The organism is Bradyrhizobium sp. CAR08, from assembly GCF_052871955.1.
The window spans coordinates 40,270-58,988 of sequence record NZ_JBIXJX010000004.1 but is presented as its reverse complement, the minus strand read 5'-3'; the positions used below and the strand labels follow the sequence as shown (position 1 = coordinate 58,988).

Sequence of the window (18,719 nt, the reverse complement as noted above, 5' to 3'; positions counted from 1 at the left end):
TTCCATGAACGACGTCCTGCTTGCCCGCGCTGAGCGCGCGATCGAAGCAAGCCGCGCCCTCCGGGCGCAGCGCAGAGCGGTCGCGGACCAGCTTGATGACGCCACGCGCGAGGTGCGCCGGGTGGTGATGGAAAGCGCGATGCTGCGCTCGGAGCTGAAGGCCCTTCGCGACAACCGGGAAGAGCAGGATCTCAGATACCGCGTGCCGCCGGCATAGGAGCCGACGACACCAACGTGCAGCATGCGCCGGGATAGGGCCCCAATCAACGCCGCTTCGCTGCTTTGGATCGCCTGTTGTAAGGCGAGCGGTTGACGGGTCTCAGCGAAATGCCTTCGCGTTGTGCCTTGCTGCGAATGGCCGCGACCGGACGCTGCAGCTTGATGCTCATGACGCCTGTGGGGGTGTTTCCTTTTGCGAGCTGTTTCAGCTTGCTCACGTCCGCGGGTGTCCACCGTTCGCGCGTCCGGCGCTTGTACGCGGGATTTGCCTTGCGTGGGCCTTTGCGGCCGATCGGTGAGCCCGGCCGTTTCCATGCTGCTTTCGCCATGATGATCCTCCTTCAAGTCCTTCATCAATCAGCGAATCAGCATTTCGGTTCCGGCGCAGACGAGATGGCGCCAGCGCGCGAAGGGAATGCGCGCATCCGTCGCTGCTCGGCCGCCTCGTTTCGCACCAGCAAAATCACGCACCGTTAACTTATTGAAATGCCGGAACCTGCGGTTGCGGCCGAAGCTGCCAACACTGCCGGGCTGGGCCGCCCCAACCGGCACGAAACTCTGGCCCCGGCGCCGACCTCCCGCCGGGGCCAATTCCTCCCATCCCAATTCCTTCCATCTGAAGGGCTTTGTGAAAGTACAATGACCGCGAAACGCAACCGCAGGAAACAGACCCAATCGCTCCAGGAGCGGTTGGCGGCATTCGCCCAAACCGCTCGCGAGCGCGCGCGCAGCCTGCCGCCCGGCAAGGAGCGCGACATGCTGCTTCAGCGCGCCAAGCAGAACGAGGTGACCTCGAACCTGACGGACTGGCTGAGCGAACCCGTGTACCCGAGACGGGGAGGGTGACGATGCGGAGCATCAAGCACTACCGCGCGTTCCAGATCGATCCGGACGGGCATGTGTTTGGATGCATCAACCTGGTCTGCGACGATGATGAGCAGGCCAAGCGCGAGGCCGCCTCGCTCGTGCTGGTGCACCGCATCGAACTGTGGCGGCTGGACCAGCGCATCGCGCAGTTCGATGTGCCGCCGGAAGTTGTCCGCCAGTAGAGCAGCGACACGAGAGCGAGAAGGAACCGCGCGCTGCGCCCCGGGTTGGTCGAACTGTACCGACCTCGCGAGGAGCCAGCATGACGGAAGCCGACATTCGCAAGGGGATGCCGCCCGTCAAGCTCTCGCGCGAGGCCTTCGAGCACCGCTACAGGAGCCGGTTCGTCGATCCCGCCTTTGCACCGCTCCAGCGCGAGCTCGACGCCATCGTCGGCGCAGCCTGGGATGCCTACAGCAATTCACGCAAGGCCCCGCTGACGCGAAAGGCGGGCGCGGGATTCTCCGATCCCGATTACGACATCGCCATCGACTGGCTCGATGCGCGCGCGAAGATCCTGGCAGCGCAGCGACGCCATGACGACGCGGACGAGACGCCGCGCATCCTCATCATCAACGGCTCGGCCCGCAGCGAGCACACCTGTCCCGGCGAGATGTCCAAGACCTGGCGCCTGGTCGAACTCGCCGAGCCGGTCTTTGCCGAGCTTGGATTTGCCGTCGACATCCTCGATCTGTCGCGCCTGGCTTCGGAGTTCGGCAGGACGATCCATCCCTGCAAATCCTGCGTCGGAACCGCGATGCCGCTCTGCCACTGGCCGTGCAGCTGCTATCCAAACTACTCGCTGGGACAGACCGACGACTGGATGAACGATATCTATCCGCTGTGGGTCGCCGCCCACGGCATCCTGATCGTGACGCCGGTGAACTGGTATCACGTGCCCGCCGGATTGAAGGCGATGATGGATCGCATGGTCTGCGCCGATGGCGGCAATCCCGATCCGACCTCGACCCACGGCAAGAAGGCTGCCGAAGCCAAGGCGCTGGAGCTGAAGGGCTGGTCCTATCCGCGCCATCTCGCCGGCCGCCATTTCGGCCTCGTCGTTCATGGCGATGCGGTCGGTGCCGAGGGTGTGCGCCGGACCTTGTCGGATTGGTTGACCGATATGCAGCTGATCTCGGCGGGCCGCTTCGCTGAGCTCGATGGCTATGTCGGCTACATGGAGCCATACGCCACCTCGCACCGCGACCTCGATGACGACAGGGCATTCCAGACAGAGGTGCAGAACGTCGCGCGCGCACTCGGCAATGCGGTCCGGCTGGCGCGGAGCGGACAGCTTCGCGAGCCCGGTGCGGGCCTGTCGGATCCAAACCCCAAATGACGGATCAGTCCTATGATTGCCTGATCGTCGGCGGCGGCCCCGCCGGGCTGATGGCCGCGATCTACCTCGCGCGATTTCGGCGGCGCGTCTGCGTCGTGGACGCAGGCGCGAGCCGGGCGGAGCTGATCCCGCGCAGTCACAATGTGCCGGGCTTCGTCCACGGCCTGTCCGGTACCGACCTGCTCGCGCGCATGTCCGCGCAGCTGAGCGAGCTCGCGGTCACGCGGGTGGGCGCCGAGGTCACCGACTTGCGGCGACACGAGCGAGGTTTTCAGGCGATCTGGAACGGCGGCGCGCATACGGCCGCCAGCGTCGTTCTCGCCTGTGGGATCGTCGACACCCACCCGCCGTTCGACGAATGGCGCGCGGCGGTCGCGGACGGGCTGTTGCGCTACTGCCCCGTCTGCGACGCCTACGAGGCGATCGGCCGTCGCATCGGCATCGTCGGTCCGCTTCACCGTGCCGCCGGCAAGGCGCTGTTCATGCGCGGCTACTCGCGCGACGTGACGTTGCTCGCAACGGGCGAGGATGACGGCAAGGCCGCGGCACCGGAGCTCAATGAAGCGGGTGTCGAAATCGTCGTCGCGCCCGGCCTGCGCCTGAGGCGGAGAGACAACGGCGTCGAAGCCGTTTTCGCCGACGGCCACACGGCGCAATTCGAGATGGTCTACCCGGTAATGGGTGCGGAGGTGCGCTCGCATCTCGCGATGAATCTGGGGGCCGAACATACCGGGGAGGGTTACCTGAAAGTCGACGACCATCAGCGCAGTTCGGTCGACGGGCTCTACGGGATCGGCGACGTCGTCACTGACCTGCACCAGATCTCGGTCGCGTTCGGCCACGCCGCGGTCGCCGCCTGCACGATCCACCACAGCCTGCCGCGGCGACTGGTATGAAAAACGGGGTATCGGACATTGGCAACAGAATCATCCTCGAAGACCGCGGTCTATGCGGCGCTCTTCGGCAACGTCCTCGTCGCGGTCACGAAGATCGGCGCCGCCGCCTGGACGGGAAGTTCGGCCATGACGAGCGAAGCCGTGCATTCGCTCGTCGACACGACCAACGAGATCCTGCTGCTCTACGGCTACCGGCGCGCGAGCCGTTCGCCCGACGAATCTCATCCGCTCGGCTATGGGCGCGAACTGTATTTCTGGAGCTTCATCGTTGCGCTGCTGATCTTCGCCCTGGGCGCCGGTGTCTCGCTATATCAGGGCATTCTGCATGTCGCCGCACCCGAGCCGATCGAAAGTCCGATCGTCAGCTTCGTGGTGCTCGGGCTGTCGTTCCTGTTTGAAGGCGGCTCCTGGCTGGTTGCCCTGCGGCGCTTCAGCCCGGACGGCCAGCGGTTCGGATATTATCAGGCTTTCGTTCGCAGCAAGGATCCTCCGGCATTCATGGTGCTGCTCGAGGACAGCGCGGCGCTGGTCGGCATCGCCATTGCCGCGGCGGCCACTGCGGCGGCCGTATGGCTGCGCCAGCCGGTCTGGGATGGGATCGGTTCGATCCTGATCGGGATATTGCTGGCGGTCGTGTCGATCGGTCTCGCGCGCGAGAGCAAGAGCCTGCTGATCGGCGAGCCCGCCGATCCGGAGCTTGCGCGATCGGTCCTGGATATCGCAGGGCGTTCGCCGGGCGTGCTCAGGGCCAACGGCCTGCTGACGGTGCAGCTGTCGCCGGTCGAGGTCGTTGCGGCCCTCAGCATCGAATTTGCGGATGACAAGCGCGCCGACGACATCGAGCGATGCGTCGTTTCGATCGAGACCGAGATACGCAAACGTCATCCGAGCGTGGCGGCGCTGTTCATCAAACCGCAGACCGATGCTCGCTACCGGGCGGTGCGCGCGAGGCGGTACGGCTAGCTTCGCGAAGTTCCCCCGAGGTCGCAATCGACACGACGGCAGGAACGATCACAACATCCCACGGGTTGAGCGGTGCGGGTCGGTGGCATGGACGAATGCGTCGCCATGTGCCGCTCCTGCGCGCAATCCTGCCGCGCGATGGCGGCCTGAGGACAAGCCCATGCTGGAAGAGAAACTCACGGAAGCCATCGTCGAGGAGCTGAAGCGGCAGGCGGCCAACCGGCCGCGATTGCTAAAGGTCGAACGGGCGGACGACGCGAAAGCCTCGGAGGAGCTGATCGTCAACGGCAAGATCGACTTGGCCGCGCTGGTCATGGTGATCGCCGGATCGGTCGCCGGCGGGCCTTAAGTCCGGCCGTCAACGGCGCCCTCAGCCATATTCCTCGCCGATGCCGTATTCCCGGTAGATTTCCAGCGGATCGAGATCGGGAAACAGCCGGCATTTGGCCTGGGCGAGATGCAGGGTCACAGCCGCCGGCTCCTTGCCGTTCGAAAGCATCTTGCGGATGTCGTCCATATGCGCGCTCGGCTGGTGCTTGGTGTCGAGCTGCTCCAGCGCGACCAGCGCAGTCGCCAGCGCCTCGGTCAGTACCCAGTCGTCGTGGCCGGTGATTCCCTTCTTCGGCATCGGCAGACCCCACATGTGGCGGTCCCAGTCTATCGGGACTTCGGCCAAATCTCCAAGAAGCCGTTGCAGCCAGCAGGCCCGCGGAACGGACCGGCGGCCGTGCTCCGGCTCGCATTATGGCCGGGCGTGGCTAAAAGGCGGCATTGCCGGGGCAATAGTATCTTTGTTGAAACAAAGTTGGCGTAGACGGGGCTGCATGGCATTCAGGCCGGCTGTTCCGGTCTGGGCTCCTGATCCCCGCATCTGCAACACGGTCCGGTTGCGCCACCCTTCAAGGCTTGAGCCCGCATGGTCTTTTTAAGCTTCGTCTATCGCTTCGTGACCAACTTCGCATTCATGGCGATGGTCTATTTCAGCCTGAATTTCATGGAGAAGTACCAGAACCGGGCGATTATCGCGATCCTGGTGCTGGTCTATACCGGCATGCGCGCAGCTTCGACGCTGCGGGCATTCTACTTTTACCAGAAGATCGAGAAGCTGGAAGCCGAGACCAAGCGCCTTCAGGCTCCGCTCAATGACGGCACTGGCGGAACGAGTGTGCGCAAGCAGGTCGTGGTTGACGTCGCCCGGCTGCGGCGCGACGGCGAGGTCAAGTCCTATATGGACCTGTTCTTCCTGGCGCTGATCGTATTGCTCTGCGTCGCCAACATCATGCGACAGTAAGCTCTACTGCGCGCGCTTCTTCAGGCTTGCCACACGGGTCGGGCGCGGCGCTGTGCTCTTGGGCGCGGCGCTCTTGGGGGCAGTGCTCTTGGCTGCAGTGCCCTCGGTCTCTGCGGCGTGGTTCGGTGTGCCATGAGCAGCGCGCGCGGTGCGGGGAGCGTGCCACTTGCCGGCTTTGACCTTGGCCGCACGAGGCGTCTCGGCCGCCATTGCCAGGCGCGTCGCGGCGCGCCGCGACAAGGTCGTCGACAGCAGCACCTCGACCGAGCCTTCCGGGATCGCAAAGAGATCGCGGCCAGGCACGGGCAGGGTGGCCGCGACATTGGCGAGCGCCATGGTCTTGCGCGGCAGCAGCGGTTCGTGCGCGGCCTGTGCGTTGAGGTCGGCCAGCGAGGGTGCCGGAAGCGTCTTGGTCTGCGCGAACACGAAGTTCGGCACGGCCGGCCAGCGCGCGATCGGTGTGGTCTCGGTCGGCGGATGCAGCAGCCATTCCACCGGCGTTGTCGGCGTCGCCGGCTGCTCGGCGGTCGCGGGCACCACGTGCACGATGCGATAGCCGCGCGCCTTGAGGTCGCGGATGATCTTCGGCAGCGCCGCCACCGTGCGGGCCTGGATGTCGTGCAGCAGCAGGATGCCCTTGCCCTTGGCCTCAAGCCGCTGGATTGCGAGCTGATAGACGCGATCGGGCGACACATGGCGCCAGTCGTCGGCCGGGAAATCGGCGCTCCAGACCTGGATGCCGCGCGAGATCAGAACGTTCTCGACGCCGTCGGCGCGCATCAGGCCGGGAATGCGGAAGAACGGCGCGAGCTTGGACGGATCGGTCATTGCGGCCGATGTCCACTCGATGCCGCCATTGATCTGCGCCTCGGCCTTGTCGAGCGGCATCCGGTCCATTGTGAGCGGATGCGTCATGCTGTGGGTGCCGACGGTATGGCCCGCTGCGACCAGCTTGCGCACGCCTTCCGGGTTCGCCTTGGCCTGTTCGCCAATGATGAAGAAGGTCGCCTTGATGCACTCGTCGGCGAGGATCTGCAGCACCTGGTTGGAATATTTCGGCAACGGACCGTCGTCAAAGGTCAGGACGACTTCATGGTCCTTCAGCGGCAGCGTCTCGCGGTACTGCATGGTGCCGATGCGGGGATGCTCGTGCGGATCGACCACGAGCGTGCGGGAGGTCCCGAGCGCGTCCGGATGGCCGGGGCAGTCGGCCGCAATGGCCGGCGAGCCGATGGTCAGGACACCAAGGAATCCGCCAAGAAATCTGCCAAGGAAGCTGCCAAGGCAAAGGACGATCCACGATCGCGTCCGAGCAACAACGCTACTTTCGATCATGAACCCCGTCTGCCCTCTTACGCGATTGCCGCCATAGTAGGTCGGAGACATCGGCAAACGGTTCAGGCGCAAGAACCGTTACCCAGAACCCTGCCGCGACAAGTCCCCTTGATACTTGCATGGCGTAGCATGAACAGACTGTTAATAGGGCCCAAATCACCCCATTTTGCACCGGCGTGACATTCCGGCATCAATGCGCGTCGGCACTCTTCTGTGATGCGCCCGCCGGCACGACGTGAACCACCCGATAGCGGTTCTCCCTCAGATACCGCAGGAAGGCCGGCATGATCGCAGCCGTACGCGCCTTGGGATCGTGGAACAGGATGATACCCTTGCCGGCGGCGGCGAGCCGCTCCGTGACGAGCTTCAATTCCTGCTCCGGCGTCATCTCGTTCCAGTCGCTGGCCCACAGGTCGGCCCCGAACACCACGATGCCGCGGGACTGGAGCAGGTCAAGCTCGGCTGGCGTCGCCTCGAAATAGGGGAAGCGGAAGAACGGGGTCGCGGGCGTCGTTGTCGAGGTGCCGTGCAGAGCCAGCTCGACGGCCGCGATGCCGCGATCGATTTCGCTCTTCGCTTTGTCGAACGGAATGCGCGCCATGAACGGGTGCGAGAAGGTGTGGTGACCGATGCTGTGGCCCTCGCGCGCGATGCGCTTGACCATGTCAGGGTGTTCGGAGGCGTGCAGGCCGATCAGGAAGAAGGTCGCGCGCACGCATTCCTGCGCCAGTGCCACCAATACCTTCGACGTCGTCGGCGGATGCGGGCCGTCGTCGAAGGTCAGCACGACCTCGTGATCGGCAAGCTCCAGCGTCTGCGGAAAGCTCTTCAGGCCCACGCGCGGCGTGGTCTTGGCGTCGACGCTCAGAATGCGGGAGGTGCCGAGCGCGTCCTTGCGCGGGCACTCGGCGGCTTCACTCGAGGCGATGCCGGTGAGGGCGGCGAGGGCTGCGCCTGCCGCCATCGAGGTCCACCTCAGTCGAAGCATCTTTGTCATTGCGCTCAGAGTTGCCTTGTGGGTATTGCCTGAACCGTCAGCTCAGACCACTCGTTCCAACCTGTCGAACGGCGAGGCGCGCCATGGATGAACATCTGGACGGTGCCGCATCTGCCGCGGAATCGGTACTCGACCACGTGCCGATGCGCAATGAAGACGGCGAAATTCGTCACGAATTCGTCGCGGAAATTACCCATGCGATCGAGGCCGGCGACAGCGCCGCGCTGCGCGCCTGCGTTGCCGAGCTGCACGAGGCCGATCTCGGCGATCTCATTGGGGCTCTCGAGCCCGACGATCGGGTCCGCCTGGTTGAGCTGACGGGGCGCGATTTCGACTTCTCCGCGCTGAACGAGCTCGACGAGGGCGTGCGCGAGGAGATCCTCGAGGAACTGCCGCCGCAGACGGTCGCGGAAGGTGTGCGCGAGCTCGAATCCGACGACGCGGTCGAGCTGCTGGAAACGCTCGATCAGGCCGATCAGGAGGAGATCCTCGAGAAGCTGCCGCTCAAGGAGCGCGTCGTGCTCGAGCGCAGCCTGCTTTATCCGGAGAACTCCGCCGGCCGCCGGATGCAGACCGAGTTCATCGCCGTGCCGCAGGATTTCACCGTGGGGCAGGCGATCGACTACATGCGCGAGACGCCGGATCTGCCAGACCGCTTCTACGAGATCTACGTCGTCGACAAGGAGCAGCACTGGCAGGGCGCGGTCTCGCTCGACGTGCTGCTGCGCGCCCGCCGCCCGGTGGCGCTTGCCGAGCTGACCGACGAGGATCGCCGCCGCGTCTCCGTCCTGGAGGACCAGGAGGAGGTGGCGCGCATGTTCGGCAAGTACAATCTCGTCGCAGCCCCGGTGCTCGACACCCAGGACCGCCTCGTCGGCGTCATCACCGTCGACGACGTCGTCGACGTCATCGAGGAAGAAGCGGACGAGGACCTCAAGGCGCTCGGCGGCGTCAACAGCGACGAAGAGCTGTCCGACACCGTGTTCACCATTGCACGCGCGCGGTTCAACTGGCTGCTGGTCAATCTCGCCACCGCCTTTCTGGCGTCCTCCGTGCTCGGCCTGTTCGAGGGCCAGCTCGAGAAGATGGTGGCGCTCGCCGTGCTGGCGCCGATCGTCGCAAGCCAGGGCGGCAATGCCGCGACCCAGACCATGACAGTCGCGGTGCGGGCGCTGGCGACGCGCGAGCTCGGCTCCTCCAATGCCTGGCGCGTGGTGGTGCGCGAGGGCCTGGTCGGCCTCGTCAACGGTCTCGCCTTTGCCGTGATCACGGGCGTCGCTGCGGTGGCCTGGTTCAGGATCCCGGGCCTCGGCCTGGTCATCGGGCTCGCCATCATCGTGAACCTCTTCGCCGGCGCACTCGGAGGCATCCTGATCCCGATGGCGCTCGAACGTGTCAGGGCCGATCCGGCCGTGGCTTCCGGCACGTTCGTGACAACCGTCACTGACGTCGTCGGCTTCTTCTCCTTCCTCGGCATCGCGACGTTGTGGTTCGGGTTGAGGTAGGGCTACACGCACTCTCGTCTCCCGGGCGCGCTGCAACGCCCTTGGCGTTGCTGCGCAACCGGGACCCAGAAGCGGCACAGTATTGCGGCGACATGGGCCCCGGCTCTGCAGCGCACCGCTGAAGAAGCGCTGCGCTGCGTCCGGGGCACGAGACCGTATACGCAGCCATCATCTTTAATCCGAACTTAAGCGAGCTGCCGCATCATCGCCTTGCTTGGGGGAATGAGCATGCGTGTGCGGCTGAAGGCGGACGGACGGATCGTCGAGTTGCGGGATGGGCAGGAGTTTCCGGTCCAGCCGTTTCCAATCCAGCCCGTACCTAACGCAGCGCCGCCCGACACCAGCTCGCTTGCCGTGCGCGATTTGCGCCGTCGTGCCTGCCTGACCCAGATGGAGTTCGCGGCCAAGCTCGGCGTTCCCGTCGAGACCATCCGCAATTGGGAGCAGGGCAAGCGGGCCCCGCGGGGACCCGCCCGCGCGCTGCTCGCTGTGATCGCGCATGCGCCTGACACCGTGTTCCAGGCGCTCGCCAAAGCCTGAGCTCGAGGCCTGACCTCAAGGCCTGACCTCAAGGCCTGACGTCAAGGCCTGACGTCAAGGCCTGACGTCAAGGCCTGGCACGAACCTCCCGTTAGCATTGCGCGCAAGATCCGACCCGGCGGCCGGTGTCGCCCGTTGGCAGTGTTGCCAGCCGGGTTCATAATGACGCCTGGATCATGATTTGGGCGACCGCGACAGAGAGGATTCCTCATGCTGTTCGTCGAGACCAATGGCGCAAGGATACCGGCGATCGGGCTGGGGACCTGGGAGCTGAGCGGGCGCATGTGCACCCGTGTGGTCGAGCAGGCGCTGCGGCTCGGCTATCGCCACATCGATACCGCACAGGTCTACGAGAATGAGCGCGAGGTCGGCGACGGCTTGCGCGCCTCCGGCGTGCGCCGCGACGACATCTTCCTGACGACAAAGGTCTGGACCAATCATTTCGCGCCCCACGATCTCGAGCGCTCGGTCAAGGAGAGCCTGGCGCGCATGCGACTTCCCTCCGTCGATCTCCTGCTGCTGCACTGGCCCAATTCGCACGTGCCGCTGGAGGAGACGCTGGGCGCGCTGTCGCATGCCAAGCGCATGGGCCTGACCCGCCACATCGGCGTTTCCAATTTCACCGTGGCGCTGATCGAGCAGGCGGTGGCGTTGTCGCCGGAGCCGCTGGCCTGCAACCAGGTCGAATACCACCCTTATCTCGACCAGGCGAAGGTGAGGGCGGCCTGCGATCAGCACGGGCTCGCTCTGGTCGCCTACAGCCCGATCGCCAAGGGGCGGATCAAGACCGACCGGACGCTCGCCGAGATCGGGCGTCTGCATCACAAGACGCCGGCGCAGGTCTGCCTGCGCTGGCTGGTGCAACAGAATGTCGCTGCGATCCCGCGCACCTCGCGCGTCGAACGCCTGTCGGAAAACATCGAGATCTTCGATTTCGAGCTTTCGGACGACGAGATGGCCCAGATCGCCGCGCTGGCCAGTCCCAGGGGCCGCCTGACCGATTTCGCCTTCGCGCCAAAATGGGATTGAGAGGGGCCTGCCGTATGCTAGGACCAGCTTGGCAACCTGAAGTCAGGCGATGGAACTGCGGAAGATCATACGGACGGACATTGCAGCGTCGGCGATCGCCCATCTGACGCTGGTCGCGCTGATCATCGTGATCAGCGAAGTCCATCCGTTTCACGCCAGCCCGCCCGAATCGGTTTCCGTCAGCATCGTGACGCCGGAGCAGGTGAAGCAGGAGGAGGCCAAAGCCGAGGAGAAGACCGGGGAAAAACTCAAGGAGAAGCCGCCGGAGCCGACCCCTGACCTGAAACTGCCGAAGTTCGATTTGAACGATAAGGACAAGGCGGCGGCCGCGCCGAAGCCCGAGGCGAAGCAGCAGGCTGCGGCACAGTCCTCGAAGCAGCAGGCCTCGCCTGAACCGCCGCAGCAGAAACAGCCGCAGCCACAGCCTTCACAGACGCCGCAGCAGCGCGAGGCAAATGCGCAGCCGCAACCGCAGCCTCCACAGCCACAGCCTCAGCCATCGCAGTCGCCGCCGCCTCAGGCGACGCCGCAGCCCCCGGCGCCACAGCTACTGCCACAAGCGATGCAGCACCCGGAGGCCGCGCCGCCGCCGTCCTATCAGGCGCCGGAGCCCGACGTCACTGTCAAATACGGCGTCATGCTGGGCCTGCCGCCGGAATTGCCGACGGAGCTGCCGAAAGACGCCTCCAAAGACGATGGCGGCGATGCCAAGGATTCAATCGCGGCGAAGCTGCCGGTCGAAATCATCGCCGAGCTGCGTCGTCATTTGCGAAGCTGCGCCAAGCTGCCGGCTGGGGTCGCGCCGACCGACAACGTCAACATCAAACTGCGCACCGTGCTCGCGACCGACGGCACGCTGGCGCGCGAGCCGATCCTGATCGAAGCCCCGCCGTCCGCAAAGGGCGTCGCGCTCGTGAAGTCCGCCATGAGCGCGCTTCAGGCCTGCCAGCCCTACAAGATGTTGCCGGCCGACAAATACGGGGAATGGAAGGTGATGGACCTGCCGTTCAGCCCGCGGGATTTCGGCGGCTAAACTCTCGCTTGGGCTACGGCCTTGCTTTGTCGCTCTGCTGTCAATCCATCTTCGCAAATATATTCCCACTTTGCCGAAATTCGGACACGGCGTATGTGTTGGCCATCCCGGCTCATCCTTGAGGGGCGATCTTGTGGTCGTCATGTTCGCGAGCCGGCTTGCGGTGGACGCGGCAGCGTTCGGGTGCGGGAGGCCAAGGGCAGGGCGGATTGCTCTCTGTGAGCCCAAGGCTTCGTGCCGACGAGCGGCGCTGCAAAGCTTCGTCACGGCGCCGCCTGTCAAACCGCCACAGACGAGACGCCGGCAGCGAATACAACCTCAGCCTGAGTCGGGCGGCGAAATTGAAGCGCAGCCGCCGCGCGTGCACGGCGATTGCCGCGTCGGCGGGAGCATCAAAATGCAAAGATAATCAATGCCACCAGCAAGACGTTGAACATGCCCAACGTGAGTACGGCGATATCGAAAACGCGGATCAAGCTGATCATGGTGTCCTCCGATACACGCCAACCGGGTGCTATGATGCCTCCGCTACGACCGGGTGTCTATGCAGTTTGTGCCTGCTCGGCGACCATCGCCACAATGTCGGCCACCCGCGTTGGGTCCAGAACGCCGTGTGTGGGAGCGCGGGCGCGCTTGGGAAAAGTGGTGAAAATTCCGCCTTCGTCAACTCGCGCGGCATTGTTGACCGATTGAGTTGCAACCATTTGTCTCAAACCTCACTCGCCCTGTGGAGACAGGCGAGACCGTTGAAACTATCGTAGTTACAGTCGGGCATCGTGCTACCGACCAAGGCAGCTCTACCTGGCTGCTGAAGCTACCCTATGCTTATTCTCTGTCCAACTCTGCTCGCCGCAGTCGCACTTGAGCGACGGATAAGCCGAGATCGCCGCTAATCCTTACAAGTCAGCCGGAGCACACGCTGGGGACACCACCATCTCGACCCAACACCTTGTGCACCGCGCGCTAGTGCCCACGATCTCGCAAGCTGGGTCGGCCGACACAATGTCGCGGCAGCACTTCGGGCACGTATATCCCGCGATGTTTGGCGTGAAGTCATACTCCGGACCAACATAGGCGCAGATCATGTGGTGGAATACTGGAAACAACATCAGCGCGGAGGAGCCGCAAGCCGGGCAACCCGTTTGGTTCGCTTCGATCTGCATGCTGCACCTCGCTCCCTCTCACAGCTCGTCGAGCCCGAATAGTTTCACCAGCATGGAAGCGATGCGCGCGCTGAGTTGTGTGTAGTGCATGTGAACGTCGACGGCCGAGTTCAGCGCCGGGGGATGCGCGCCTGGGCTGAACCGAATTCGCGCGATTTGCGAGGCGGTACGCTCGCGCGCCGCCGATGAGCCCGCTCCGGGGTACACGTCTGACACCGGCAGAATTTCCACGATCTCGCCCAGAATTCGCCGGTTGCCGAACAGGACAAAGACTTCGTTGCCGACTTTCGTGTCGGACAGGCGTTCGTTGGGAACGTACCAGTCGACGAAGACATCGGTGGGGTCGAGAATTTCTGCGATCGGAGTGCCCGCCACCAGTGACTGGCCGGCACGCGCTGGATTGTTCGCGACGATGCCAGCTATGGGTGAAAAGACTCTTCCGTCGGCAAAGCTGCTTTCAACCTTTTCGAGGCAATCAGAAAGTTGCCGGCTGAATTCGTCGAGAGCGGCCAATTGAGTGCTGGCCTCGGCGGCTTCCGCCTCCTGCGAGACCACGGCTTTGTTCGCCAGGGCGCGCTCCCGCGACATGTCAATGCGGTAATTCAGGCTCGCGGCCGATGAGGTTGCGATAAGTTGGACAGCTTCCTCAGCAAGCTGCAGATGTGAGCGCGCCGCGTTGAGAGATTCGCGCGCAACCCGGGCTTTGACACGCAGTTCCGCTTTGCGGCCGGCGATGTCCGCGAGCGAGCGCATATAAGTAGCGACGATTTCATCGTGCTGCGGAGACCGCACCCTTCCGATTTCTTCGCCGGCCTTGACCGATCCACCTCTCACCACGGTGATGCTGTTGATCTGCACGATGTAGGGCAGTGAAACCAAATATCTTGGCGAGGACACGCTGCCCGGGCCGCCGAGATAGAGAATTGGCCTCCCGAAATACACGACAAAGAATGCGAGTATGCCGAATACGATTGTCGCATAGGCGGCGCGGACGGTCCGTCCGGCCGCGCGCCGACGGCTCTCGATAGGATCGGGAATATGCGGATCGAGTCGCGTCAGGGCCACCGTCATTTGGCCAACTCTTTTGTCCGATCTCCGAATAGTGCACAGCGAACGCGCGGTGGCACGAAATCATCGTTCCGCGACGAGGCAAAGATGATTTCCGAAGAGTAGGAAAAGAACCGCGCGCATTTCAGATAGACGCCCTGGTACAAGGGAAAGATCAGCGCCATCTTCCAGCCAAAGTTTCCGACGGATCGTTGGAATAGGGCGAACACAAGTGCCATATTGAATACCGAGATCCAGAGCAGCAGCAGGTAGATCGCCGAGAGAAACAACACGGCATCCGGGCCGAACAACAGCACAATGTAGGCCAAGTAGAACGGCAGGCTGAGCGTCGGAACGAGATCGAAGACGATGAAGTCCAGCCTTTGGATCGTGTCCGGTAAACGCTCTAGCGGATGGCGAAAACTCAGCTCGCCATACATCATGAAACGGATGCGCAGAGCATCGCGATCCCAGCGCGCGCGCTGGCGCAACAGACTGATGCCGCTTGCGGGGCCGGCTGTTTCCGCCCAGGCGTCGGACACGAACCGAATGACATAGCCGAGCCTGCGGAGCCGTAAGGTGTACTCCATATCTTCGCCAGGCCGACGTCGAGCCCGCCCTGCTGCGTGAAGATATCCCGCCGATACATGGAACAGGCGCCGGACAGACACGCGATCGCATCCACCACGTCGAGGATCGACCGCCCCGCAGTGATCGACATCAGGTATTCGACGCTTTGAAGTCCTGTCCATATCGAATCGCGCTCATTGCTGATCGCGATGTTGCAACTTGCGCCGGCGACGAGCGGATCGCCGAACGCAGCCGCGAGGCGCTCAACCGCGTTCGGTTCGAAGACAGTGTCGGCATCTACGGTCAGAAGAAGATCGCCGCGGGCAAACCGTGCTGCAGCGTTGATGGCAGCGCTGCGGCCGCAGCGGGTCCCATGGCAGATGACCATGTCAACCAGCCCCTGCGCTCTCGCCCGCTCCGCGACCGCGCGTGTTTGGTCGGTGGAGCCGTCGTCGACGACGATGATTTCGACAGGTCGCAGGGTTTGCCGGCGCAGCGAGCTGATCGAAGGAGCAAGCCCGGAGCCGCCGTTGAAGGTCGGGATAATCACGCTTACCGTCGCCTCGCAAACCGTCCCACTGGCGCTTCGCCGCTTCGAGCTGAACAGAGCAAGAGACACCAGCGATAAGGTGTAGCGGGGTATGTCGAATATCAGCAGCGAGAAGGCGAGCAGAAACAAACTCGTTCCGGCGAGCACTTCTACCATTTCGGACATGCCGGCCACCTCCGCTGCGAAAGGACCATTCCGAGCATCCGACCAAATAAGGCGCGCAAGGCAATTATCAGATGGGAAAATGAAGACCATCGCGTTGATGGTCGAGTGGTAAATTGCGTAAACATTTGCTTTGTGTGTCTGCGCTATTCACCTCCAGCATCGGCTTGGCCAATTGACGATGGAAGCGTGCTCTCGAGTTTTGATTTTGTTGGCCTGCTGGCATCAGCATTGCGGTTTCATGCTGTTGCCGGGTCGATAAATCCGACAAGGTGACCGGTCCGGCCAACCTTTCAGGCGCAAGACGGCCTCAGTCTGGAGGGCTGAGGCCGGGGGCCGTTGATGTACCGTTGGGGTCGGTACTCTTCTATTTTAATCATGGCGAGACCACTTTGCGGTATTGTCCTGAAGGACAAGCAATCAGCACGTTGTTCCTCTCACACATCTGCGGACCGCCCGACGGGTATGACGGACCGTCGTCCGTGCTACGCACACGCCGTTGATACGTGTCCTACCGACGCCGCAGGCAGCAGCAACTTCCGTAACGAGGCTTTCGGGCTGTGCAATCGGGGCAGGTGTCATCGCCTGAGCCGATACTGCGAAGCAGAAGGCGAATGTGGCAATTCCGAGCGACTTGATCATATCGAGCTCCCTGGAAGCGCCCAACCGCCCGGCCGGCGCGGCCGAGCGATGGACGCGACTCTCTCAAGTTGATGCCCGCGCCTGTAAGAGAATTGAGATAGATCAAAGCGACTTTAGGGAGTTCCATGCGGCAATCGCTGCACATAGCAGATCGAGACGCCGGCTTAGGACTATGACCGCAGACTTCCCTGTGCCCTCTTGGGACAAGAGGGTGAAGTGGCCAGACTCGGGCAAAATGCGCCGCGAAGGTGCGAAGCTATGGTCGCAATTCGAGATGCGAGCTGGAAAAGTGGCGCTGCCGCCTCATGCTCCGTCATTGCGAGCGCAGCGAAGCAATCCAGTCTGCCGCCGCGGAGGGATTCTGGATTGCTTCGCTGCGCTCGCAATGACGATGTGGAGAGAGGGTGCGCCACATTCGCTCTTGTGGACGCACCGCTACTCAGCGGTGCACTGCAGAGCCGCAACACGAGCGCGTCAGGGACCGCGCCGCGTCTCCTCGCCATTCACCACCTCCGGCGCCATCGCTTCCCACGCGCTCGAGGCGAATTGCCGCCGCCAAGTCACGATCACCACGGTTGCCGTGGTCACGAACAACACCCAGGGGCTGACGAACCAGCCGAGATAGCCGAGTGCGAAGAAGAAGGCGCGCTGGCCGCGGTTGAAATGGCGGCCGGCGGATTCGAACAGGCGCGAGGTGCGGATCACATGAGCTTCGGCCTCCGGCGTGTCACGCTGCGAGGCTGCCGGCATGCCGCCGAACAGGATCGCGACATAGTTGAACAGGCGGTACGACCAGGCGAATTTGAAGAAGGCATAGACGCAGATCAGGACGAGGCCGACGCATTTCAGCTCCCACATCGCCGGCGAGGTACTGAGATCGATCGGCAGCTTGCTCAAGATCGTGATCGCGTCGTTGGTCGCGTGCAGCAGCGCCAGCGCGCCGCCGAGCGCGATCAGGCTGGTGGAGGCGAAGAAGGCGGTGCCGTTCTGCAACGAGGCCATGATCTGCATGTCGACCATGCGCGCGTCGCGGTCGAGCAGCCGGCGCACCCACACCTCGCGGTAGCGGTTCATGCGCGCCGACAGGCTGTCGCGGCCATAGGCCGAATGCTCCAGCGTCAGGGCGTAGACCAGCCATTCGATGATGAAGAAGCCGACGGCTGTGATGTCGACCCAATGCCTGCTCATGTCAGTCTCCTGGAGAGGATCGCAACGCTTGCCACGCATGGCGAGGTGCAGCAACGATTGATTGGCGGCAGGCGATGGCGTTAAAAGCGGCTCTCTTCAAGGCGTATCGAGAAGGACTGATGACATGGCTGCGCTGAAACTCGCAATCGGCAACAAGAATTACTCGTCATGGTCGATGCGGCCCTGGCTCGCGCTCCGCGCCAACGACATTCCGTTCGTGGAGACCCTCATCCCGCTGTACACCGACAATCCCGCGGATAAGGAGCAGATCATCTCGTTCAGCCGCGCCGGCAAGGTGCCGGTGCTGGTCGATGGCGACATCACGGTGTGGGATTCGCTCAGCATCATCGAATACATCGCCGAGCGCTATCCGGAAGTGAAGCTGTGGCCGGACGAGGCCGCCGCGCGCGCCCATGCCCGTTCGGTGTGCGCCGAGATGCATTCCGGCTTCATGGCCCTTCGCAACGAATGCGGCATGAACCTGCACCGTCCGGTGCGCCCCGTGACGCTGTCGGCGGACGCCGAGGCCAATATCGCGCGCGTGCAGGAGATCTGGCGCGAATGCCGGGCCCGGTATGGCGCCAATGGACCGTTCCTGTTCGGGCGCTTCGGCGCAGCGGATGCGATGTATGCCCCGGTCGTGCACCGCTTCCGCACCTACGCGATCCAAGTCACGCCGGAGACCAAGGCCTACATGGACACGATGCTGGCGCTGCCGGCGTTCCAGGAATGGACCCGGGACGCGCTCGCCGAAACGCTGGTCATCGAAAAGTTCGAGAACGTGTAATCCGCGGTGATCGGCCTCGCTCGACGCCGAGCAAGCCGGCGGCGCTCAATCGCCAGAGTCGTCGGCAGAGGGACCTCACGGCCCAGGAACCTCCCAAGGTGGTGGATCACGCCAGCCCCGACGACCGTTTGCCCCATACCCCCGGAAGAACCGGTTCCGGCGGTATCATCGGCTGACGGCATCACTCTGAAATAACTGCAAAATTCGCACGTTTGCCATGTCGCATACTGCTGGCCAAAAACGCTCGTCGCATGCTATACAGCGGCCGGGTTTCCGGCCGGCCGACGCAGTGGGACCACGGGCGTGGCAGGCGTTGTTTGAGTGATGGAGAGGGTGTTGAAGCACAAATTCCCTATTGGCGCGCGCGTATTGTTCACCGCCAGCAATGTCGCACGCCCCGCTGCCAGCGGCTCGTATGAGGTCATCCGCCTCCTGCCGACCGATGGTGACGACTGTCAGTACCGGATCAAGAGCTCGACCGAAGCCTTCGAACGCGTCGCCAAGGAAAGCCAGCTCGCGCTGTCCTGAAGGCCGACGCTATCCGCGCATGAGCGCGTCCCCCGGGAATTTGTATTCTGCCGCCGTCAAAAGGCCCG

At 63.6% G+C, this 18,719-nt stretch carries 22 protein-coding genes; 14 read left to right on the top strand and 8 right to left on the bottom strand.

Features of this window, described 5'->3' with window-relative positions; all coding sequences use genetic code 11:
- Window positions 1–4: 4 nt before the first annotated feature.
- Window positions 5–217: a hypothetical protein gene (locus ACIPUD_RS10100; protein WP_204511417.1), complete on the top strand. Its 213-nt coding sequence runs from the start codon at window positions 5–7 to the stop codon at window positions 215–217.
- A gap of 46 nt (window positions 218–263) precedes the next feature.
- Here the strand turns inward: ACIPUD_RS10100 and ACIPUD_RS10095 are convergent, their stop codons facing one another.
- Window positions 264–548, bottom strand: a complete 285-nt coding sequence (locus ACIPUD_RS10095; protein ID WP_446480491.1) for a hypothetical protein — start codon at window positions 546–548, stop codon at window positions 264–266.
- A 310-nt stretch (window positions 549–858) separates the two neighbouring features.
- Here ACIPUD_RS10095 and ACIPUD_RS10090 point away from each other — a divergent pair, with 310 nt between their 5' ends.
- The 6 genes from ACIPUD_RS10090 to ACIPUD_RS10065 all read left to right on the top strand — a co-directional run bounded on the left by ACIPUD_RS10090 (window position 859) and on the right by ACIPUD_RS10065 (window position 4,633).
- Window positions 859–1,065 (top strand): hypothetical protein, encoded by a 207-nt coding sequence (locus ACIPUD_RS10090; RefSeq protein ID WP_018455208.1) that lies wholly within the window; start codon window positions 859–861, stop codon window positions 1,063–1,065.
- A gap of 2 nt (window positions 1,066–1,067) precedes the next feature.
- A complete protein-coding gene (locus ACIPUD_RS10085; RefSeq protein ID WP_026232903.1) occupies window positions 1,068–1,268 on the top strand; it encodes a hypothetical protein in 201 nt (66 codons plus the stop codon).
- Window positions 1,269–1,348: 80 nt separating this feature from the next.
- On the top strand, window positions 1,349–2,425 hold the full coding sequence (locus ACIPUD_RS10080) for a flavodoxin family protein (protein ID WP_446480490.1): 1,077 nt from the start codon (window positions 1,349–1,351) through the stop codon (window positions 2,423–2,425).
- Window positions 2,422–3,321 (top strand): NAD(P)/FAD-dependent oxidoreductase, encoded by a 900-nt coding sequence (locus ACIPUD_RS10075; protein WP_446480489.1) that lies wholly within the window; start codon window positions 2,422–2,424, stop codon window positions 3,319–3,321. The genes ACIPUD_RS10080 and ACIPUD_RS10075 overlap by 4 nt, the downstream gene beginning before the upstream one ends.
- Before the next feature lie 18 nt (window positions 3,322–3,339).
- On the top strand, window positions 3,340–4,284 hold the full coding sequence (locus ACIPUD_RS10070) for a cation diffusion facilitator family transporter (RefSeq protein ID WP_446480488.1): 945 nt from the start codon (window positions 3,340–3,342) through the stop codon (window positions 4,282–4,284).
- A gap of 160 nt (window positions 4,285–4,444) precedes the next feature.
- Window positions 4,445–4,633: a hypothetical protein gene (locus ACIPUD_RS10065; RefSeq protein ID WP_446480487.1), complete on the top strand. Its 189-nt coding sequence runs from the start codon at window positions 4,445–4,447 to the stop codon at window positions 4,631–4,633.
- A 21-nt stretch (window positions 4,634–4,654) separates the two neighbouring features.
- Here ACIPUD_RS10065 and ACIPUD_RS10060 read toward each other — a convergent pair whose 3' ends face one another.
- Window positions 4,655–4,912, bottom strand: a complete 258-nt coding sequence (locus tag ACIPUD_RS10060) for a hypothetical protein (RefSeq protein WP_179950104.1) — start codon at window positions 4,910–4,912, stop codon at window positions 4,655–4,657.
- A gap of 288 nt (window positions 4,913–5,200) precedes the next feature.
- Here ACIPUD_RS10060 and ACIPUD_RS10055 point away from each other — a divergent pair, with 288 nt between their 5' ends.
- Window positions 5,201–5,575, top strand: coding sequence for a hypothetical protein (locus ACIPUD_RS10055; protein WP_018455201.1), 375 nt, complete (start codon window positions 5,201–5,203; stop codon window positions 5,573–5,575).
- A gap of 3 nt (window positions 5,576–5,578) precedes the next feature.
- On the opposite strand, the gene ACIPUD_RS10050 is transcribed toward ACIPUD_RS10055, so the two are convergent.
- Both ACIPUD_RS10050 and ACIPUD_RS10045 read right to left on the bottom strand, forming a co-directional pair.
- Complete coding sequence (locus ACIPUD_RS10050; protein ID WP_446480486.1) at window positions 5,579–6,910, bottom strand: polysaccharide deacetylase family protein; 1,332 nt, start codon at window positions 6,908–6,910, stop codon at window positions 5,579–5,581.
- A gap of 190 nt (window positions 6,911–7,100) precedes the next feature.
- The gene (locus ACIPUD_RS10045) at window positions 7,101–7,874 is read right to left on the bottom strand and encodes a polysaccharide deacetylase family protein (RefSeq protein ID WP_446480740.1); all 774 of its coding nucleotides are present in this window, start codon (window positions 7,872–7,874) and stop codon (window positions 7,101–7,103) included.
- Between the two features lie 116 nt (window positions 7,875–7,990).
- Here ACIPUD_RS10045 and mgtE point away from each other — a divergent pair, with 116 nt between their 5' ends.
- From mgtE to ACIPUD_RS10025, 4 genes are all read left to right on the top strand, one after another.
- Window positions 7,991–9,412: a magnesium transporter gene (gene mgtE, locus ACIPUD_RS10040; protein ID WP_018455198.1), complete on the top strand. Its 1,422-nt coding sequence runs from the start codon at window positions 7,991–7,993 to the stop codon at window positions 9,410–9,412.
- Between the two features lie 222 nt (window positions 9,413–9,634).
- Window positions 9,635–9,952, top strand: coding sequence for a helix-turn-helix domain-containing protein (locus tag ACIPUD_RS10035; protein ID WP_018455197.1), 318 nt, complete (start codon window positions 9,635–9,637; stop codon window positions 9,950–9,952).
- Between the two features lie 210 nt (window positions 9,953–10,162).
- On the top strand, window positions 10,163–10,981 hold the full coding sequence (locus ACIPUD_RS10030; protein ID WP_018455196.1) for an aldo/keto reductase: 819 nt from the start codon (window positions 10,163–10,165) through the stop codon (window positions 10,979–10,981).
- A gap of 49 nt (window positions 10,982–11,030) precedes the next feature.
- Entirely contained in the window at window positions 11,031–12,014 is a 984-nt protein-coding gene (locus ACIPUD_RS10025; protein ID WP_247443444.1) for a hypothetical protein, read from the top strand.
- 1,181 nt (window positions 12,015–13,195) lie between these two features.
- On the opposite strand, the gene ACIPUD_RS10020 is transcribed toward ACIPUD_RS10025, so the two are convergent.
- The 4 genes from ACIPUD_RS10020 to ACIPUD_RS10005 all read right to left on the bottom strand — a co-directional run bounded on the left by ACIPUD_RS10020 (window position 13,196) and on the right by ACIPUD_RS10005 (window position 17,336).
- Complete coding sequence (locus tag ACIPUD_RS10020; protein WP_446480485.1) at window positions 13,196–14,248, bottom strand: HlyD family efflux transporter periplasmic adaptor subunit; 1,053 nt, start codon at window positions 14,246–14,248, stop codon at window positions 13,196–13,198.
- Window positions 14,245–14,775 carry a hypothetical protein gene (locus tag ACIPUD_RS10015; RefSeq protein ID WP_446480739.1) on the bottom strand — a complete coding sequence of 177 codons (531 nt, stop codon included), beginning with the start codon at window positions 14,773–14,775 and terminating at the stop codon, window positions 14,245–14,247. Before ACIPUD_RS10015 ends, ACIPUD_RS10020 begins: the two co-directional genes overlap by 4 nt.
- Window positions 14,664–15,509, bottom strand: coding sequence for a glycosyltransferase family 2 protein (locus tag ACIPUD_RS10010; RefSeq protein ID WP_446480484.1), 846 nt, complete (start codon window positions 15,507–15,509; stop codon window positions 14,664–14,666). Before ACIPUD_RS10010 ends, ACIPUD_RS10015 begins: the two co-directional genes overlap by 112 nt.
- A 1,113-nt stretch (window positions 15,510–16,622) precedes the next feature.
- A complete protein-coding gene (locus ACIPUD_RS10005) occupies window positions 16,623–17,336 on the bottom strand; it encodes a DUF599 domain-containing protein (RefSeq protein WP_085351440.1) in 714 nt (237 codons plus the stop codon).
- A 124-nt stretch (window positions 17,337–17,460) separates the two neighbouring features.
- On the opposite strand from ACIPUD_RS10005, the gene ACIPUD_RS10000 reads away from it, so the two are divergent.
- Entirely contained in the window at window positions 17,461–18,123 is a 663-nt protein-coding gene (locus tag ACIPUD_RS10000) for a glutathione S-transferase family protein (RefSeq protein WP_085360925.1), read from the top strand.
- Between the two features lie 324 nt (window positions 18,124–18,447).
- Window positions 18,448–18,651, top strand: a complete 204-nt coding sequence (locus ACIPUD_RS09995; protein ID WP_007611353.1) for a hypothetical protein — start codon at window positions 18,448–18,450, stop codon at window positions 18,649–18,651.
- Window positions 18,652–18,719 lie beyond the last annotated feature (68 nt).

Excerpts from the sequence above, each read along its gene's own strand:
- ACIPUD_RS10020 (WP_446480485.1), bottom strand. The coding sequence starts at position 14,248 with ATGACGGTGGCCCTGACGCGACTCGATCCGCATATTCCCGATCCTATC.
- ACIPUD_RS10005 (WP_085351440.1), bottom strand. The coding sequence starts at position 17,336 with ATGAGCAGGCATTGGGTCGACATCACAGCCGTCGGCTTCTTCATCATC.
- ACIPUD_RS10090 (WP_018455208.1), top strand. The coding sequence starts at position 859 with ATGACCGCGAAACGCAACCGCAGGAAACAGACCCAATCGCTCCAGGAG.
- ACIPUD_RS10035 (WP_018455197.1), top strand. The coding sequence starts at position 9,635 with ATGAGCATGCGTGTGCGGCTGAAGGCGGACGGACGGATCGTCGAGTTG.
- ACIPUD_RS09995 (WP_007611353.1), top strand. The coding sequence starts at position 18,448 with ATGGAGAGGGTGTTGAAGCACAAATTCCCTATTGGCGCGCGCGTATTG.
- ACIPUD_RS10095 (WP_446480491.1), bottom strand. The coding sequence starts at position 548 with ATGGCGAAAGCAGCATGGAAACGGCCGGGCTCACCGATCGGCCGCAAA.
- ACIPUD_RS10080 (WP_446480490.1), top strand. The coding sequence starts at position 1,349 with ATGACGGAAGCCGACATTCGCAAGGGGATGCCGCCCGTCAAGCTCTCG.
- ACIPUD_RS10060 (WP_179950104.1), bottom strand. The coding sequence starts at position 4,912 with ATGCCGAAGAAGGGAATCACCGGCCACGACGACTGGGTACTGACCGAG.
- ACIPUD_RS10075 (WP_446480489.1), top strand. The coding sequence starts at position 2,422 with ATGACGGATCAGTCCTATGATTGCCTGATCGTCGGCGGCGGCCCCGCC.
- mgtE (WP_018455198.1), top strand. The coding sequence starts at position 7,991 with ATGGATGAACATCTGGACGGTGCCGCATCTGCCGCGGAATCGGTACTC.
- ACIPUD_RS10045 (WP_446480740.1), bottom strand. The coding sequence starts at position 7,874 with ATGGCGGCAGGCGCAGCCCTCGCCGCCCTCACCGGCATCGCCTCGAGT.
- ACIPUD_RS10065 (WP_446480487.1), top strand. The coding sequence starts at position 4,445 with ATGCTGGAAGAGAAACTCACGGAAGCCATCGTCGAGGAGCTGAAGCGG.
- ACIPUD_RS10000 (WP_085360925.1), top strand. The coding sequence starts at position 17,461 with ATGGCTGCGCTGAAACTCGCAATCGGCAACAAGAATTACTCGTCATGG.
- ACIPUD_RS10010 (WP_446480484.1), bottom strand. The coding sequence starts at position 15,509 with ATGTCCGAAATGGTAGAAGTGCTCGCCGGAACGAGTTTGTTTCTGCTC.
- ACIPUD_RS10030 (WP_018455196.1), top strand. The coding sequence starts at position 10,163 with ATGCTGTTCGTCGAGACCAATGGCGCAAGGATACCGGCGATCGGGCTG.
- ACIPUD_RS10025 (WP_247443444.1), top strand. The coding sequence starts at position 11,031 with ATGGAACTGCGGAAGATCATACGGACGGACATTGCAGCGTCGGCGATC.
- ACIPUD_RS10100 (WP_204511417.1), top strand. The coding sequence starts at position 5 with ATGAACGACGTCCTGCTTGCCCGCGCTGAGCGCGCGATCGAAGCAAGC.
- ACIPUD_RS10055 (WP_018455201.1), top strand. The coding sequence starts at position 5,201 with ATGGTCTTTTTAAGCTTCGTCTATCGCTTCGTGACCAACTTCGCATTC.
- ACIPUD_RS10050 (WP_446480486.1), bottom strand. The coding sequence starts at position 6,910 with ATGATCGAAAGTAGCGTTGTTGCTCGGACGCGATCGTGGATCGTCCTT.
- ACIPUD_RS10085 (WP_026232903.1), top strand. The coding sequence starts at position 1,068 with ATGCGGAGCATCAAGCACTACCGCGCGTTCCAGATCGATCCGGACGGG.